The 16871-nt window shown below is 42.0% G+C and carries 22 protein-coding genes; 18 read left to right on the top strand and 4 right to left on the bottom strand.

The window, feature by feature from the left end; all coding sequences use genetic code 11:
- Positions 1 to 12: 12 nt before the first annotated feature.
- The 9 genes from QT711_RS03355 (at position 13) to QT711_RS03315 (ending at position 10629) form a co-directional block, all read left to right on the top strand.
- A complete protein-coding gene (locus tag QT711_RS03355; protein ID WP_317942098.1) occupies positions 13 to 510 on the top strand; it encodes a hypothetical protein in 498 nt (165 codons plus the stop codon).
- Between the two features lie 188 nt (positions 511 to 698).
- Positions 699 to 3446, top strand: a complete 2748-nt coding sequence (locus QT711_RS03350) for a phage tail tape measure protein (RefSeq protein WP_317942097.1) — start codon at positions 699 to 701, stop codon at positions 3444 to 3446.
- 14 nt (positions 3447 to 3460) lie between these two features.
- On the top strand, positions 3461 to 4903 hold the full coding sequence (locus tag QT711_RS03345; protein WP_398295565.1) for a phage tail domain-containing protein: 1443 nt from the start codon (positions 3461 to 3463) through the stop codon (positions 4901 to 4903).
- Positions 4894 to 8499, top strand: coding sequence for a phage tail spike protein (locus QT711_RS03340; protein WP_317942096.1), 3606 nt, complete (start codon positions 4894 to 4896; stop codon positions 8497 to 8499). The genes QT711_RS03345 and QT711_RS03340 overlap by 10 nt, the downstream gene beginning before the upstream one ends.
- 2 nt (positions 8500 to 8501) lie before the next feature.
- The gene (locus QT711_RS03335) at positions 8502 to 8768 is read left to right on the top strand and encodes a hypothetical protein (protein WP_317942095.1); all 267 of its coding nucleotides are present in this window, start codon (positions 8502 to 8504) and stop codon (positions 8766 to 8768) included.
- 11 nt (positions 8769 to 8779) lie between these two features.
- Entirely contained in the window at positions 8780 to 8935 is a 156-nt protein-coding gene (locus QT711_RS03330; protein ID WP_317942094.1) for a hypothetical protein, read from the top strand.
- 91 nt (positions 8936 to 9026) lie between these two features.
- Entirely contained in the window at positions 9027 to 9557 is a 531-nt protein-coding gene (locus tag QT711_RS03325; RefSeq protein WP_317942324.1) for a phage holin family protein, read from the top strand.
- Entirely contained in the window at positions 9547 to 9810 is a 264-nt protein-coding gene (locus tag QT711_RS03320) for a phage holin (protein WP_317942093.1), read from the top strand. Before QT711_RS03325 ends, QT711_RS03320 begins: the two co-directional genes overlap by 11 nt.
- A gap of 6 nt (positions 9811 to 9816) precedes the next feature.
- On the top strand, positions 9817 to 10629 hold the full coding sequence (locus QT711_RS03315) for an N-acetylmuramoyl-L-alanine amidase (RefSeq protein ID WP_317942092.1): 813 nt from the start codon (positions 9817 to 9819) through the stop codon (positions 10627 to 10629).
- A 139-nt stretch (positions 10630 to 10768) separates the two neighbouring features.
- On the opposite strand, the gene QT711_RS03310 is transcribed toward QT711_RS03315, so the two are convergent.
- Genes QT711_RS03310 through QT711_RS03300 form a run of 3 tightly spaced genes read right to left on the bottom strand, consistent with a single transcriptional unit; the run spans position 10769 to position 12072 of the window.
- Positions 10769 to 11224 (bottom strand): hypothetical protein, encoded by a 456-nt coding sequence (locus tag QT711_RS03310; protein ID WP_317942091.1) that lies wholly within the window; start codon positions 11222 to 11224, stop codon positions 10769 to 10771.
- The gene (locus tag QT711_RS03305) at positions 11224 to 11664 is read right to left on the bottom strand and encodes a helix-turn-helix domain-containing protein (protein WP_317942090.1); all 441 of its coding nucleotides are present in this window, start codon (positions 11662 to 11664) and stop codon (positions 11224 to 11226) included. The genes QT711_RS03310 and QT711_RS03305 overlap by 1 nt, the downstream gene beginning before the upstream one ends.
- Before the next feature lie 12 nt (positions 11665 to 11676).
- Positions 11677 to 12072 (bottom strand): hypothetical protein, encoded by a 396-nt coding sequence (locus QT711_RS03300; protein WP_317942089.1) that lies wholly within the window; start codon positions 12070 to 12072, stop codon positions 11677 to 11679.
- 184 nt (positions 12073 to 12256) lie between these two features.
- On the opposite strand from QT711_RS03300, the gene QT711_RS03295 reads away from it, so the two are divergent.
- The 6 genes from QT711_RS03295 to QT711_RS03270 all read left to right on the top strand — a co-directional run bounded on the left by QT711_RS03295 (position 12257) and on the right by QT711_RS03270 (position 15788).
- The gene (locus QT711_RS03295; RefSeq protein WP_317942088.1) at positions 12257 to 12478 is read left to right on the top strand and encodes a transcriptional regulator; all 222 of its coding nucleotides are present in this window, start codon (positions 12257 to 12259) and stop codon (positions 12476 to 12478) included.
- Between the two features lie 50 nt (positions 12479 to 12528).
- Entirely contained in the window at positions 12529 to 12828 is a 300-nt protein-coding gene (locus QT711_RS03290) for a hypothetical protein (protein ID WP_317942087.1), read from the top strand.
- A 130-nt stretch (positions 12829 to 12958) separates the two neighbouring features.
- Positions 12959 to 13459, top strand: a complete 501-nt coding sequence (locus QT711_RS03285; RefSeq protein ID WP_317942086.1) for a GspE family protein — start codon at positions 12959 to 12961, stop codon at positions 13457 to 13459.
- Complete coding sequence (gene comGB / locus QT711_RS03280; RefSeq protein ID WP_317942085.1) at positions 13452 to 14507, top strand: competence type IV pilus assembly protein ComGB; 1056 nt, start codon at positions 13452 to 13454, stop codon at positions 14505 to 14507. The genes QT711_RS03285 and comGB overlap by 8 nt, the downstream gene beginning before the upstream one ends.
- Before the next feature lie 12 nt (positions 14508 to 14519).
- Entirely contained in the window at positions 14520 to 14879 is a 360-nt protein-coding gene (locus QT711_RS03275) for a prepilin-type N-terminal cleavage/methylation domain-containing protein (RefSeq protein ID WP_317942084.1), read from the top strand.
- A gap of 114 nt (positions 14880 to 14993) precedes the next feature.
- On the top strand, positions 14994 to 15788 hold the full coding sequence (locus tag QT711_RS03270) for a Fic family protein (protein ID WP_317942083.1): 795 nt from the start codon (positions 14994 to 14996) through the stop codon (positions 15786 to 15788).
- On the opposite strand, the gene QT711_RS03265 is transcribed toward QT711_RS03270, so the two are convergent.
- Positions 15763 to 16005, bottom strand: a complete 243-nt coding sequence (locus tag QT711_RS03265) for a helix-turn-helix domain-containing protein (RefSeq protein ID WP_317942082.1) — start codon at positions 16003 to 16005, stop codon at positions 15763 to 15765. The genes QT711_RS03270 and QT711_RS03265 overlap by 26 nt on opposite strands.
- Before the next feature lie 136 nt (positions 16006 to 16141).
- Between QT711_RS03265 and QT711_RS03260 the strand changes: the two genes are divergently transcribed.
- The 3 genes from QT711_RS03260 to QT711_RS03250 all read left to right on the top strand — a co-directional run bounded on the left by QT711_RS03260 (position 16142) and on the right by QT711_RS03250 (position 16800).
- Complete coding sequence (locus QT711_RS03260) at positions 16142 to 16294, top strand: hypothetical protein (protein ID WP_317942081.1); 153 nt, start codon at positions 16142 to 16144, stop codon at positions 16292 to 16294.
- 14 nt (positions 16295 to 16308) lie between these two features.
- Positions 16309 to 16515, top strand: coding sequence for a hypothetical protein (locus QT711_RS03255; RefSeq protein ID WP_317942080.1), 207 nt, complete (start codon positions 16309 to 16311; stop codon positions 16513 to 16515).
- An 87-nt stretch (positions 16516 to 16602) separates the two neighbouring features.
- Complete coding sequence (locus QT711_RS03250) at positions 16603 to 16800, top strand: hypothetical protein (protein WP_317942079.1); 198 nt, start codon at positions 16603 to 16605, stop codon at positions 16798 to 16800.
- The last annotated feature ends 71 nt before the right edge of the window (positions 16801 to 16871 follow it).

Raw genomic sequence — 16871 nt, 5'->3', positions numbered from 1 at the left:
GAGGAATTAACCATGAGTAAATTGACTGTCATCGAATTAAAAGAGTATGAAATCAAAGAAGTGAATGGTGAATTTGAAAGAGTAGTGACGAACATTGAACGCCATCCTTTGTATTTCAACAATCATTCACTGCGAGTCGGAAAACAATACGGCATTCTCGAAAAAGGTTTGGAACAAGAGTTGTTCGCGTTGTTTGCGCTAATGGGGGCGGATACTGTTGAATCGGTCACGAAAAACGGCGAAATGGACTCATCAAAAGTCTTGCCTTTAACAGAATTACTAACCCTGGATCGGATGAAAGATATCATTTGGCTAGCTTATGTAGGCGCAAAAACCGACGACTATCTTGACAATGAAGATTTCAAGGAACTGTTTGACGAAGACTTTGAAACAACTATGGGCATCTATGTCGAAGTGCTAATGAGCAATTTCCAAAACGTTAACAAACCTAATAAATTCAAAGCGGGATTAAGCAAATCTACTAGCAAACCTAAAGGCGGAAAAAAGTAGTACCTCCACAACTTGAATTTGAGTGTGTGGAGGACTTGTATGCATGGTGTGTAGTGACGATTGGCATGGACGAGAACATCTTTTGGTATAGTCCACTGCCCTCATTTAATCGAATCATGGATAGCATGGTGGCTGTCGAGTCGTGGAAAAACAACCCGAGAACGACGGGGTAAAAGTGTGGTGAGAAAATGTCGAAAAATCCTGAAGCTAAAATTACCGTCAAAATGTTTAATGACGACTTTAAAAAGGGAGCCAAAGAACTTACAAAAGAATCTCAAACAATAAGTCGTGAGTTTAAACTTCAATCCGAACAAATGAAACTGACTGCGACTGAAACCGAAAAACTGCAAGCGAAGATGGATTTTTTATCGAAAAAACACGATGTCGCAAAGCGATCTGTTCAAGAACACGAGCAAGCTTATGAACAAGCGAAGTCAATGTTTGGAGAGAACTCCAAAGCCGCTGAAGACATGGCGAAGAAGTTGGACAATGCCCGCATCGATGAACAGAAACTCGCCAATGAAATCGAGCTCACGAATCGTAAGCTTAAAGACCAACAAACTGAAGCAGGAAATACAGCGAGTAAGATTGATGAAATGGGCGAAAAGATATCCAATGTAGGCTCCAAGATGAAGGACGTCGGTGACGGTATGACTGATGCTGGGGCAAGGATGTCTGCGGGAATAACCGCTCCAATCGTTGGCATAGGAGTGGCGGCAAAGTCTGCATGGGAAGAGATTGACAATGGACTTGATACCATCGTTTCCAAAACTGGTGCGACAGGCGAAGTGTTGGAATCGCTTGAAAAAAGCTTTGATAATGTCTATCGGAATAATAAATTCGATGCACAACAAGTTGGCGATGCGGTAGGGGAAGTTAATACTCAATTTGCTCTGATGGGCGAAGAGTTGGACAATGCTTCTGTGAAGATGTTGCGGTTTGCTGATATTAATGGTGCGGACGTAGCTGGATCATCCATTAAATCAAAGCAAGCGATGTCCATGTTTAATTTGGAAGCTGAAGATTTAGATATGGTTCTTGATAGCGTTACAAAGACTGCCCAAAATACCGGGCAATCAACGGATAAACTATTCGAAGTAGTCACGAAAGGCGCTCCCCAATTACAAGCGATGGGTCTTGATTTCGCCCAATCTGTAGAAGTCATGGGGAATTTTGAAAAAGCAGGTATCGATTCCTCAACAGCTATGAGTTACCTTTCCAGGGCGCAAGTTGAATTCGCAAAAGACGGAAAAAAAATGCAAGAAGGCCTGGAAGAGACTATCGCAAAAATGAAAGGCGCGAAAGACGAGACTGAAGCGCTTGAGCTTGCAGCGGAAACCTTTGGTACAAAAGGCGCTACTCGTATGTATGATGCCATCAAAAATGGAGCTTTTGAATTCGATGAGTTTGCAAACGCTGCTACAAATGCACAAGGAGCAGTAGACCAAACCTTTGAGGGGATGGAAGACCCGATTGACAGCGTTTCAATCGGAATGAATAACTTGAAAGCGGCTGGCGCTGATTTATTCGGCATGCTCCAAGAACTTTTATTGCCAGTCGGTTTGCGACTCATCGAAATGCTACAAGGTGCCGTTGAATGGTTCATGGGGCTTTCAGACAATATGAAAACAACAATTATCGTCGTGGCGGCAATAGCAGCGGCAATTGGTCCGCTTGTGTTATGGATCGGGACTTTGGTGAGTACTGTCGGTTCGGCTATCCTGGTGGTCGGCAAGGTGGTTTCATTGTTTGCGAAGCTCGGTCCTATAATTACAGGGTTAAAAGCCGCATTTGCAGTATTAACGGGTCCTGTCGGTTTAGTGATTGCTATCATAGCTGCGCTCATTGCAATCGGTGTGGCATTATACAGGAATTGGGATACTATTTCGACTAAAGCGGTTGAAATATTCACTGGTTTGCAAGTGTTAATAACAACAGCAATGGATTCCGTGAAAACGAAAATCGATAATGTCATGCGTACCGTAGAGACGATATTCACCACTGCTATGGAGTATCTATCCAATCTAATCGGCGTTAATTTTGGAAGTATCCAAGACAATGTTTCGTTGGTCATGGAAGGCATTCGGAATATCATTGACACTGTTTGGAGCTATATTAAAGAAACATTCAATAACGCATTGGAGTTCTTGAAGGCTTTATTCACGGGCGATTTTGAAAGAATGAAGGAAATTGCAAGCGAGCAACTAGCGTTGATTAAAGAAACAATTGGTTTCCTATTGGATGATGTGAAGATGATTTTTACAAACGCATTTAATATCATTAAAACTTTCGTGTCCACGGTTTTTGGAAATATCAAGACTGCCATCACTTCAAAAATCACCGAATCTAAAAATACAGCTTTAACTGTCATCGAAGCCTTGAAAACAGGATTCTATGATAAGGTCGGTTCGATTTTAACTAAGGCGAAAGATACTTTCGATAAAATCAAAAAGGCAATCACGGATCCTATTGATACGGCAAAAGAGACAGTTTTAGGTATCATCGATACGATTAAAGAAGCATTCAGCAAAATGAAAATCACAATCCCTAAACCAAAACTGCCGAAAGTCAGCGTGGAAATGAAAACCAAGAAAATACTAGGTAAGGATATCCCATGGCCAGACTTTAGTATTGAGTGGTTCAAGACTGGTGGTGTATTCACGAAGCCTGTCGTTGCAGGAAATGCAGGATTTGGGGACGTCGCTGAAGCTATTGTGCCATTTGAAGGCAGCCATGCCGCTCGTATTGCTAGATTAATAGCAGAACAGCAAAATAAGCTTGCAAATGGCGCATCCGGTTTAATTGCCCCAAAACAAGACATCGTCATTGAAGCTAGTGACGTCATTATGGATGGTCGAGCTGTCGGAAAGGTAGTTTGGAAGCCTGTTAAAGAACGCATCGATTATGCTGAAAAAGAAAATGATTTGATGCGATGAGGGGAGGAAAATAAGTGAAAAGCCCATTAAATTTTTCGATTATAAAAAACAGCCGGACGTACGATCTACATTCGTTAGGTATTTGGGTGTCGGATATTCAAATTTCCTCCCCTAATCCGCGTCGGGAATTAATTCACGTGCAAGGTATGAATGGTTCTTTGCAGTCGGAATCCACCGAGGGAGAAAGACAAGTTGTTGTCTCAATACAAATTGAAACGCAAAGCGACAGCGAGTTAGAAGATTTGAAAAGCGTGGTGTACGACTTATTTTACAGCAAAGAAGAATTTGAAATTGTAAGAGATTATAAACCGGACAGGATTTTGAGGGTTGTGCAAAGTGCGCCTTACGACTTCAAAGCAGTAACTTGGTTTGACGGCGAAGCAGATATATATCTAACAATGCTAGATCCGTATTTTTACGGTCCCGAAAAATCCGTACCATTAGACAACAATCCAATCATCAACCAAGGCACAGCGGATACGTATCCAATCACGACCATCAATATCAAAAAGGATACGACATTTGTGGCAATCGGCAACGGCCAAGAGGTTAACTTGATTGGCAACTACGGAGAACTCAACGAAGTCCCTTTTGTGCGTGAAGAGCGCATTTTTTGGGACCAGATGGGCACTACAGTCGGTTGGGGCGCTACCTCCACAGTCGAGGGAGGACAAATAGCAGGCGTCATGCGGACGGATGGCTATAGCTTTTTTGCGACTGACTATGGCACGGGCAGCGGTTGGCGCGGTCCTGCATTAAAAAAGTCAATTGGGCAATCGGTTAAAGACTTTCGTCTTGATGTCTTGTTGCGACAAATCGGCGGACAAGGTCAAGTCGGCAGTGTGGAGGTCATGTTGTTAGATGCTCTCAATCGAGTGGTCGCTAAAATATTAATGACTAAACGCTCACCTCACTCCCCAGCCATCTGGGCGCGCATCGTAGCGGGTAACGAGCAGGACGGACATGACATCATCAATAGTCGTGGTGCTAACGATTGGACGTGGCATCAGTTTGACGGCATGTTGCGGATTGAGCGCGTGGGGAACGTTTGGAAAGCGTACGTGGCACGTTATGATGCAGAGCATGGTTGGCACGCTCGTCTTGGTGGGGAGTGGGTGGATACGGCAGGTGTTGCGACAGCAAATATCACGCAAGTACAGACACAGTTATGGGCGCACGGTACAACTCCACCTACCACGACTCAACGTATTGATGACATTAAGGTGTTTAAGATTAACGACGTGCCTGATGGTATACCTTATGTGGCTCGTGCGGGTGATATTGTTGAGTTTGACCACACAAAAAACGTCATCACGCTTAACGGCGAGGACATGACGCACGAAAAAGCGTTTATCGGCAAGTATTTCCCGATTAATTCCGGCGCGAATTATTTAACAGCCGAACCAATGGACGCAATCGAATCAGCAGCAGTGAGGTGGCGAGATAGATGGCTTTAATTCATATCCTAGACAGTCAATCAGATAAGATTATCGGCACGCTCGATACGTCAAAAGGGCAAGTGATTGAGCCGAAAATGACACGAAGCATTGAAAATTTTTATACCTTCACGATGACCGCACTTGACCAATTCGATAAACTCACAAAACGCAACCGTTTGCTCGTACAAGATGCAGATGGTTTTTTTTATGAGTTCATTATCGAAAATGCAGGTCAATACATTCGCACAGAAAAAGAAGTTAGGTCGTTTGGTAGCTTTGTGGACTTACAAAAGGCAAAAGTCATTTCACCACAGGATTTGGATTTGACGGGAGCGACTCCTGCTTCTGCTCTTACTGCGGCATTGGACGCTACTGAATGGAAGCCGGGTATAGTTGAGTATACAGGCAGTTTCCGCACGATTAAATTAGACAGTCACACGGATCCATACAGCCTACTTAAATTAATCGCGTCTACTTTTGAGTTGGAAATCCGTTATCGCGTGGAAGTCAAAGGCAACCGCATCATCGGTCGCTTTGTCGATTTAGTCGAGCGCATAGCTGGATTTGAGGGCAAAGAAATTGAGTACGGCAAGGACTTAGTCGGCATCCGTAGAGTAGAGGACACGTCCAACATCGTCACGGCTTTACTTGGTCTTGGCCCAGTCAGAGAGGATGGCACACGCTTAGAGGTGTTTGTCGAGGACAAGGATGCCCTCGCTCGATGGGGACGCAATGGCAATCACCTTATCCAAGTCTATGAGCCTACTTCCACAGACGAGGATATGACGGAAGCGAGATTGCGCTCTCTGACGCAAACGGAACTTAAAAAGCGTGTGGAAGCCATTGTGACATACGAGTGTAAGGCAGTCAGCCTAGAGCATGTATTTGGCTACGAACACGAGCGTGTGCGACTTGGGCAGACTGTGCGAATTAAGGATGACGGGTATACGCCCCCATTATACTTAGAAGCGCGTATAAGAGAGACTGTGGAGAATATCGCTACCGCTAAAGTATTAGATTTTAAGATTGGCAATTACATTGAATACAGCAAAGCTGACTTGGAAAAACAAATCGCTGCACTCAAAAACACAATGAGCGAGCGCCTAGCTAATATGGTATATGCCACCGTTACGTCGTCATCAGGTACCATCTTTAAAAATGGAGTAGGCTCAACCACGCTAACCGCTAACGCCCTTTTAAGCGGCGTTGAATTTGACGCTGACGGCACAAAATATACGTATGTTTGGTCAAAATACGACAAAAACGGCTACCCCGTTGCAGGTTGGTCGGCTACTGGAAAAACGTTAACTGTTTCAGCGACTGACGTGGACGAAAAAGCTATGTACATGGTTAGTGTCTCGAATGACAAGATTAATGTGCCTGCTCAGATTACTATCTCAAATGTGTTTGATGGCGCTGACGGCACAAACGGCACTGATGGCAAGGACGGTGTAGACGGCGTTAGTGTTACATCTGTCACAAACTATTATCTTGCTAGCGCTTCGTCAAGTGGCGTTACTACGTCCACGACGGGGTGGACGACTGCCGTACAGAACCCGACAAGCGCGAAAAAATATCTGTGGAATTACGAAAAAACGACTTTGACAAATGGAACTTCCATTAACACAACGCCCGTCATTATCGGTAACTATGCGGCTGATGGCTCATCAGGACGGGGCATTAGCAACATCGTGGAGTATTATCAAATATCTAACAGCAACACGGTTGCGCCTACTAGTTGGGTAACGACGCCACCTGCTACCACTCCAACAAATAAATATTTGTGGAATTATGAGAGAATCACCTATACCGATAACACAACATCTGATACGCCAAAGAGAGTGATTGGTACGCATGGGGAAACGGGTGCAACAGGTGCAGATGGCGCAGACGGAAAAGGCGTCACATCCGTAATTGAGGAGTACTACCACTCCACAAGTCCAACCGTACTCACAGGTGGCGCATGGTCAACAACCGTCCCTGCTTGGGCAGACGGCAAGTATGTATGGGTACGCACGAAAGTCACCTATACGGATAATACGTCTACCACAACTGACCCTGTCAATGTGACGGGACAAACGGGTGCTAACGGAGTGACTACCTACAGTTGGCGTATGTATGCAGATGATGACAAGGGGACGGGTATTAGTGCTAGTCCTGCAGGCAAGAGGTGGATTGGTTGGGCGCACAATAAGACATCGGCAACGCCTAGCAACACGCCGTCTGATTATGCTTGGAGTCCGTTGTATGACAATGTGGCGGTGGGTGTAAGAAATCTACTACTAGGGACAGAAAAAGATGTTTGGGTAGAGTATATCAACGCTGTGTTATCAGTTTCAGACGGCGCCAGAACTAAGTCTGTAAAAGCAACAAGTAAAGTTTCGACAACAACAACCTTCGGAATACAGCAATCAATAAAAAACAGAAAAACTCAACTTAAGACTGGTGAGATATACACTTTATCATTTTTGGTAAGAGGCAATATCGAGTCGCTTAATTATATATACATCATTAATACTGGAGTTGCTAATCAATCCATCGGCTCTGTTATTGTCGCATCTCAGACAGAATTTAAGAAAGTTAGTATAACATTTGTAGCAAGTGGTTTAACCGGAGCTTCTACGGGGTCATACGTTATGATTTCGAGACAGTCCGCACTCTCAACATCGGATTGGTTTGAGATTCAAGAAGTCAAGCTCGAAAAAGGAAACGTGGCAACAGACTGGACACCAGCCCCCGAAGACGTCGAGCAATCAATTGCCGATGCGGAAAACAGCGCAAAGCAACACGCCAATACGGTTAGTCAAGCCGCATATGATTTGGCATTGGCAGACGCTAAAGCCTACGCTCAGGCAAACGCCATCATGGCCGGAGAGACGTACAATGGCACGAGCATCACTAACACTGATGGCGTATTAACTGTACGTGGGGATGGATTGGTGAGAATAGTCCAAAACGCCACAAGAGGATTCTTTATACAGCGTCGTGCCAATTCAACTTCGCCATGGGTAGATGTCTATTTTGTGGATACAAACGGCAAACTCCACACAGTTGATGGAGTATTTAGCGGCACAATTACTGGCTCGTTAATCATTTCTGAAAATATTGGTGAAGGCAGGCGCAATAGAATTGAGTTAGATCATGGCGTCATACGTATAAGAGAGTTTGTATACGCTCCAGGTACAGCACACCACGACAAGCTGTTAAGTGATGCTAGCCTATCCACTCAAGGCTTAAATGCGACGAAGCATGAAGCTGACGGAGTGGATTTTTTGTTGCAAGTACCTAAAATACAGACGGATGCATTTATCACGCCCCCATTGTCAAATGGTTGGGTAACGTATAGTGCTAGTTACTATCCCGCTCAATACATGATTGACCCGATGGGATTTGTTACGTTGCGCGGAGCGGTGAAAAACGGACAACCAGGTCATGTCTTTTATTTACCTGAGGGCTATCGTCCGAGTAAGCAGATGTTGTTTATTGTTCCATGTGGATTTACGATTGGCGATTTCGCAAAAATTGAAGTATATCCATCAGGGATGGTAACGGTCTATACCACAGTTACTAGTCGGGTGATGTTAGATGGCATCCGATTTAAAGCGGAGGCGTAGGCGTGGAAAAGATACAATTCTATAAAATTGATGATGACGGGTTTTTTTTAGAGCCCGTCGTTTTCGATTATAAAAAAGTAGGAGAATTACCTTTGAATTTAATTTCCAAGCCTATTCCAGAAGGTTTTTATCGTCCGAAATGGACTGGCACGGAATGGATTGAGGGGTTAACGGAGAGTGAGATTGATGCTATCAAGAATCGTCCACAAGAGCCGTCAGAATTAGAGAAATTAAAATCAGCTGTAGATTTTATACTACTAAATTATTGAGGAGATTGGAGATGTCAAATATGGCGTTATATTTAGCAGATGGTATTGAGCAAGGTAGACTGGATTACAAACAAGTTTTTTCAAATCCGAAATTGCTTGGACTTAAAGATGATGTGGATCTAATGCTTATTGCTGATGGTTACGGGAAAAAGATAGTACCGATTTAAGGACGTCCGCACGGGCGTTCTTATTATTTTCGATAAAGAGAAAGGGAAGGGGGTACTTGAATGCGGAAGGGAGAGAGTACCGGTGACGCGGATGGAAATGACAGGTATTAAAGGTATTGGAGCACTTGTGATAAGCTTCATCATCTACTTAATAGATGTAGTCAATGAAGCGGTTGTAGTCCTCGTGTTCTTTATGCTTCTTGACGTTGTTACAGGTCTAATGAGGTCTTGGATAACGAAGTCGTGGGATAGCACTATCGGTTTTGCTGGTGTCGTAAAAAAGATAGGTGTATTTATCATGATTGGAATGGCTGCGGCAGTCGAGTATATGGTCATGTCAGTAGGGCAAGACCCTAACAGTCTGATTATCTTAGGTGTCACATCATTCTTTATCGTCAATGAAGGGTTATCTGTGTTAGAAAATTGCGCACAGATGGGGCTGCCGATACCGGCAGTTCTTTTTAATGCACTGGAAAAAATGCACCGCGATCCTTCTGGTAAGGATCATCGACTCGCGCGACACCCAATGCTCGATCGAATCGATAAAAAGGAGCTATTGAAGGAAAATGAAGCTTTACATCACCAATTAGCAAAAAGGGAGGAAAAAAAGGATGAAAATTAATTGGAAAGTAAGATTGAAGAATAAATACTTCTGGCTGGCTATGGTGCCGGCTTTTTTGTTGGTCGCACAGATTGTGACCGGATGGTTTGGGTACGAACTAGCAGCAAATGTAATAGGTGACGAGGCAGCCAATTTTATTAATGCGGTATTTGCCTTGCTTGTCATTCTTGGGGTCGTAGTAGATCCGACAACGGACGGTATGGAGGATAGTGAGCAGGCTATGCGGTACAAAGAGCCAAAAAGAAAGGGATGAAATAATATGGTCAAAATCGCGCTAGACGCCGGACACGGAATTAATACACCAGGCAAACGCTCACCTGATGGAGAGAGAGAGTGGTCATTTAACAATGCAGTCATACTCGCATGTATCGAACGCTTGAACACGTATCAAGATGTGCAAATCCTTCGCCTTGACGACCCTACTGGTAAGACGGATGTATCACTAGTTGCTCGAGTTAAAAAAGCGAACGATTGGGGAGCGGATGCATTAGTATCGGCTCACCATAACGCGCTGAAAGCAGTTTGGGGCAATCATGGGGGCGTAGAAACATTCGTTTCAAATAATGCAAGCAAAGCATCTGTTGAATTAGCAAATATCATCAATCCACAAATTGTCGATGCGATGGGCTTGCGTAATCGCGGAGTGAAACGTGCTGATTGGTACATGGTGCGCTATTCAAAAATGCCAGCTATCTTAACAGAAGGTGGATTTATGGACAGTACAACCGATATAACGGCGTTGCGTGATTCCGAAAAATTAAAGGCGCAAGGATATGCAATTGCAGACGGTTTGGCGGCATACTTTGGTTTAAAGGCAAAGAAAAACAATAAGCCAACAGGAGGAATTACAGTCAATACACCTAGCAATCGTGGTATAGGAATAGTCGAAATACTGGATAACACAGTATTGCGCAAGGAGCCGACCTACACGAGCAGCATCATCCGAAATCTAAACGCTGGTGAAAAGTACGTAGTATATGCTTTAGAAAACGGCTGGTTTAATGGCGGTGGCGACCAGTGGATTTTTGCAAAGCACACGCGGTTTATGCCTAATTCGGATACTAAGATTTGATATAACGGGGACGTTTACTAAATTAATTTGCATAAATAATCAGTCAGTGATAGAGTTAATATACTCTTCATTCACGTAAACATATCCCTAAAATAAGAAGAGTGATAGCACCCCGTCCTTTATTGGATAGGGTGCTTTTTTATTTTTTGGGTAGATGCAAATCCTCCAACATTAAACGACCTTTATAATAAGCATCTTCCGCTGTGTTAAATCCCGACTTATAGTGTTGCTTACCATCAACAGTAATCCAAGCCCGATAACGTAGTTCTTTGGATTTTCGGGTGTAATATTTACTAACTCCACGATAACCCGTACTACTGTCTTTACGCGGTTCTTTGTCTTTAAATAATTGCAGTGCAACACCGTTCACGCGCTTCTCATCATATTTTTCTCGCAAATGTTTTTCTTCCATTTCTTTTTTAAGGCATCCGCATGATTGAGTGTCTCCTGCAGTTAAATCAGTTGATACGGCATTGATATATTTGCCGCAATCACATTTGCAAGCCCACACAATTTTACCCCGTTTCCGTAAATCGGTTTTTTGTAGTGCGGTAAGGCGACCAAAACGATCGCCAGCCGTTATATTGCCCGTCATCAGATGCACTCCACACTCATAGGATTATCCCAGTCGCAGGCTTCTGATTCGTCTTCCAGCAGTCCGTTTAAAATCCCGTCCTTGTCCAACCAGTGGTCTTTAATTTCCCAAGTGACTGTGACCTCATTCCCGTCTGCATCAATGCCTGACGCTTCGTAATATGGGTTGCCATGCGTCCCTGTCAGATATGCTTCTTGTGTCAATGTGTACTCGATTCCTTCAAAAGTCACTTTTTCCATTTTTCCCATCTCCTCTAAATAGTATTTTTCTAATTTTAAAGCAGTTGCTAGTGGTATATTGTGTATCTCACTCTCGCCCTTTTGTAATCGAGCGAGAGTATTTTTGGGAATGCCTGTATCTTTGTGGATGCGATAGTACGTTAAATCCGATTTGTGGAGTAGCCACTTTATCATATCAACTACTTTTTCTGTGTGTGTCAATGTAATTCCTCCTTATTTAGACAGGTTGCCTGCCATTAAATCGACTTGTGACATAAATTTTAAATAATCTTTTACTGATGATTTTTCTGTCAACTCATAGATTTTTTCGACTGGAAGGACTTGCTTTCCGCTTGATGCATTGATTTTCTTTGCGTTGGTGATAAGTATGGAAAACTCATGTTCAGCTTTGCTTTTTGCGTACTGCATTGATGGTTGATCGCCCGACTGGAAAAGCTCCTTTGCTCTTACGTTTACGATTTTCGGTAATTCTGCCATTTGATTAGCCCCCTTTTTGATTTCTGCCCATGCCATTTTAAGTGCTGCTGAAATATACTCGCTTGCTTTACCACCGAATTTCGCCGAACCTTCCTTTGCGATTTCCCAAGCTTTCTTCATGACGTTTTTCATTTTGTTTTCCTCCTTGTTTGTTTTCTTAATCTTATTATAACACATATGTTACCCGTGTAAACAACAAAAAGTAACTTTTGTGTCCTTTTTATAAAAATGAGCCAATAGTCCTTTGGGTGAAATCTGATTTCTCTTTACATACAAACATTCGTTCTCTATAATAAATAAAAAGGAGGGAACGAGTGTGCGTAAAACATTGGAGAGATCGGTTAAATTTGGTGAGGTATTGGATATGATGTATGTCACCAAGGATGGGTCGATTAGCAAACGGCGAATCAAAGTGTTGCAGGTTGGCGAAGTGTCATTTCGTGCATACTGTCATTTGCATAGATCTAACCGCACATTCACTATCAATAACGTATTGGCACTTGTACCCGTAGTGACCAAAGAAAGCAGAGTGATTTAATCATGTTGATTCCTGGAGAAGCACTTCCGCATTTTGAAAATCTAATATACATGCCTATGCTGTTGACGATATTATCCAGAGATCGTCAGGCATTTGAAAAAGGTTGTTGTAAATTCAGCGATCCATATATTAAGCTTGTAGATAAGGCACTGGAACGTGTGCAGAAAGACTTGAAAACATCATCCGACTATTTACGTCAAAACAAAATGAAGCTAATTAAAGGAAAGTCTGAAGAAACGTTCACTACATACACATTCATCTATCAAGGTTACGAAGACCAACGTCGGTACCTAAATGCGCGACTCAAAAATCGTACTGAAGAATTAATGGAGCTGTTTATGATTAAATAGAAGAAAACCACCGCACTCATAATTAGAGTTGGTGGTTTTTATTTTTCTTCTATTATAAATGAGAAAAACATTTTGACTGGCAAAAGAGAATCAATGACATTGTTTTATTAACCGTTATACTGTCAATCAAATGGAGAGACACGTTATCACATTGGAGGATCCCGTTGAGAATAATCATTCCCATTTGTTGCAGATTCAAGTGAACGAGCAATCTGGCATGACGTATGCAGCAGGACTAAAAGCAATCTTAAGACATTCTCCAGATGTTATTATGATTGGTGAAATCCGAGATGCTGAAACTGCAAAAACGGCAGTCGGAGCGTCTCTGACAGGTCATCTCGTGTTAACGACAGTGCATGCGAAAGATCCTGAAGGCTGTTTTTTCCGTTTAATGGACTTCGGCATTACGGCGGAAGAATTGAGGCAAACAATTGTCTGTATTTCTTCGCAGCGTTTAATCCAACAACCGAATGGCCAAACGAAAGCAATCTTTGAAATTGTACAAGGAGCATTGTTAGAAAAAATGGCTGATAGTATTGTGAATGGAGAAAAGGTAGCTGTTCCTCCTGAAATCAGATTGGAAGCCGTCATGGAAAAATACTCAACAGACAAGCGGGACTTCTATGAATAAACACGTACTCAGACGAATCAGCCAACCGACTAAACAAATTATCAATCAATCGGTTTTTCTGAAACGTTTAGCCAGCTTGCTGAAGGAAGGTTACACGTTTCATGAAGGTCTAATTTTGTTAATCCCACACCACCATAAAGAATACGATGAATTGCTTCGTTCAATTGAAAACGACTTAAAAGAAGGAGCGGAAGTTTCTGCTATTCTCTCTCGTTTAGGGTTTTCGAAAAGTATCCTTTTGCCAATCGTCATTTCAGAAGTAGACGGAAGATTAGCGGAAGCGCTAGAAGGCATTGCAGTTCGGTTGCAAATGGTAGAGCAACGAAGGAAGAAACTTAAAAGCATTCTTTTGTATCCACTCGTACTCTTCTTTTTCATGGCGGTGTTGTTAGTAGCTTTTAGAAATTACTTCTTGCCGAACATGCAACTGTTGTCCATGACTCGAAATGATGATGCAACTGGACTCGTTTCAGTATTACCCATCATTGTTTCGAAAATGCCGGATATTGTTATTGCGAGTAGTATCACTACAATTTTCGTCGTTTGTGTCGTGTTGGTCTTTTATCGCCGAATGTCGCCAGCGAAGCAGATACTCTTCATCATGAAACTACCTATTATTGGTTCGCTAATCTCTAAAATTAAGACGAGGGACTTTGCGGGTGAAATAGGTAGTCTTCTAGACTCCGGCATTTCCATGCAAGATGCACTCGCAATACTCGCAAATCAAGAAGTCGATGTGTTAGTAAGTGAAATTGCTAAAGTATTAAAAGGCTATGTCATTTATGGAGAACCGTTAGATCAAGCGATTCGTTTGACGAACGGTTTACGTAAAGAATTAAGTGCTTATGCGAAACATGGTGCTGATACAGGACACTTAGGGAAAGAGTTGCTGATCTACAGTGACCACCTGCATCAAACGATAGAAGAGGAGTTAACAAAGTGGCTGTCCTTGTTACAGCCTTCCCTTTTTACGATTTTAGCGCTTTGCATTTTAGCTGCCTATTTAGCGCTACTATTACCCGTATACGATTTATTTAACACTTTTTAAGGGAGGAAACCAATGTTTACGATAAAATCACAAAAAGGTTTTACGTTAATTGAAATGATGATCGTCTTGCTCATTATTTCAGTTTTAGTGTTAATTGCCATTCCGAACGTCACAAAGCACTCCAGTACAATTGATCAGAAAGGGTGCGAAGCTTTTATTAATACAATAGTAGACAAGCGCATCCTTGCTGAAAACTCAATGATATCAAGGGTTGAGAGGATGTGCCTAAAAGGGCTAATTAATTTGGCTACTATTACGCACATAAAAAGACAAAAAATAAAGAAGTCATGCGTGTTCGAACTGGACGGCAATCCAATAAGAACCGTTATCCCACTGTTCGCACCAGTGAATAACACCTACATAACTTCTTGATGTATCTATCTTATCAAATTGGTAGGGGATATTCAAGGAGAATGGCAAGGAGTTTTCACTTTGTTTAGTGGAGACTCCTTTTTGATTTGTCTGTGCCACTGGAGGGCATTTACAATGACAACATATTTACTAAACACCGAATCCACTTACAAAACTCTTCAGCCATTTAAATCAATTGAGGATCACAATGCTAACATTGCAGCCATCCGTGAGCAGTTTAACGATCAGCTTACAAAGTCAGAAAAAGAAGTGCTTGATGTATTAAGTAGATACTCAGCAAAGTATTTTGGTTTGTCGTATCTATCTAAGTCTAAGATTGCAGAAATGATAGGGATAAGCAGAAGAACTGTTATTCGTGCTTGTTTAAAGTTTGAGCAACTAGGATTTATCAAGCAGTATAAGTTAAAGAGGGCTAAAGGAGATAAGAGACAGTCTACTAATGCCATTGTTTTTGTTGATGTCACACCACAATGTCACACGGAATTGTCACACCAAGAAGCTCTACCTAAAGCTCCAGAAAAAACTAATAGATTAAAAGATAATACGTATCCTGAAGCTTTACAGTGCTTTTACAGCCACTTCAAACAAAGAATCGTGTCAATGATAGGGAAGGTGGATCAAAATTTAATTTCCAAACTTTTTGGTATCTATAAAGCACAATCCATCAAGATGCTCCGTTTCAGCATTTACACGGACAAAGTGTCTGAATTAGAAGCTCTCAGTATGCAAGCATTGTCAATAACACTCAAAGCAACGCAGAACAAGCCCATCAGGAGTCTGACAGGCTTTTACAGCGGTGTTTATTCAAGATTGATAGAAAGACACATTATTGGCATAGAACGCTCCTACATGGCTGTAAAGAGCCACACAGAGCTTGAGTGGTTTATGCCTTCTTATCGTACTGAATAGTTATCACGTCTTCAATTTTATGTAATCTGCTTGAATCTAAGCGATTTAATGCGTCCACTATTCGTTCTAAAGTTTCAAAGCTGATTGACTTACTTTTGCCATTGCACAGCTCGCTGATTGTAGCAGGTCTAATTTTACCTTCAACAGCGATAGCATTCCTTGATATATCAGCTTCTTTAAGTGTTTTGTCTAAGGTTACATTCACCGTGAAATTCAATTTAATCACTCCTTTTGAGTTGAGTTTATTATACAATAAAAAATTCTTTACGCAAAGTGTTTGACGTTTAACGTAATACGTGATAAGTTATATACAACGTTAAAAGTTAAACGCTAAACGTAAAGGAGGTTGGCAAGTGTTCATTCTAAAATCTATGTATCTACCATTCAGAAGAATATGGCTTGATGATGATGAGGTAGCTTGCAAAGGGGAATTATATTGGCTAGTGTTTCCAGCCATCACGTTTTTACTGTATGCAATCTGCTTAATTGCAACTTGGGGAAATTAAAAGGAGGGATAACAATGGCAAAACGATTAACAGTTGAAATTAACGAAGAGCAGTACAAGGCTTTGCAACAGTTCGCAGGAGCCTACAATATTACAATTTCACAGATTTTGGGGAGCTATGTAGCTGATTTAGTCGAAATTGATTCAAATGGTAGCGATGAAAGAGAGTTTTGTAAACAGTATTTTGACAGGACTTATCTATCTTGGATGTATCTCAAATAATGAGCTAGGATTCACTATTAATTTTTTTACACTCTAACCGTAGCAGCAATCGCACCAACAAATATACTAATGAATGGGGAATGGGAAATGGAGAAAACAATCGAAGCAGTAAACGTAGCAGTAGGATCAATGAGGATTGACTATATCGCACACGGCATCAGTGAGAAAGAGCTATTCGAAGAGTTCCAAGACTTTATGATTCTAAGGGGAAATATGAATCTACTAAATGCACAACGTAGAGAAGTAGACATTGAGGTTATGAACGTGGAGTTTATTCAAGAGTGAGAAGGGGGATGGGACACTGTGATGGTGTCCTTTATTTTTTACTGACGTTTACGTTTTGTGAATACGAATCT

The sequence above is a fragment of the Sporosarcina saromensis genome (genome assembly GCF_033253735.1).
Lineage (GTDB): Bacteria > Bacillota > Bacilli > Bacillales_A > Planococcaceae > Sporosarcina > Sporosarcina saromensis.
The sequence above is the reverse complement of the archived record's forward strand: the minus strand, read 5'-3'. Positions and strand labels throughout refer to the sequence as shown.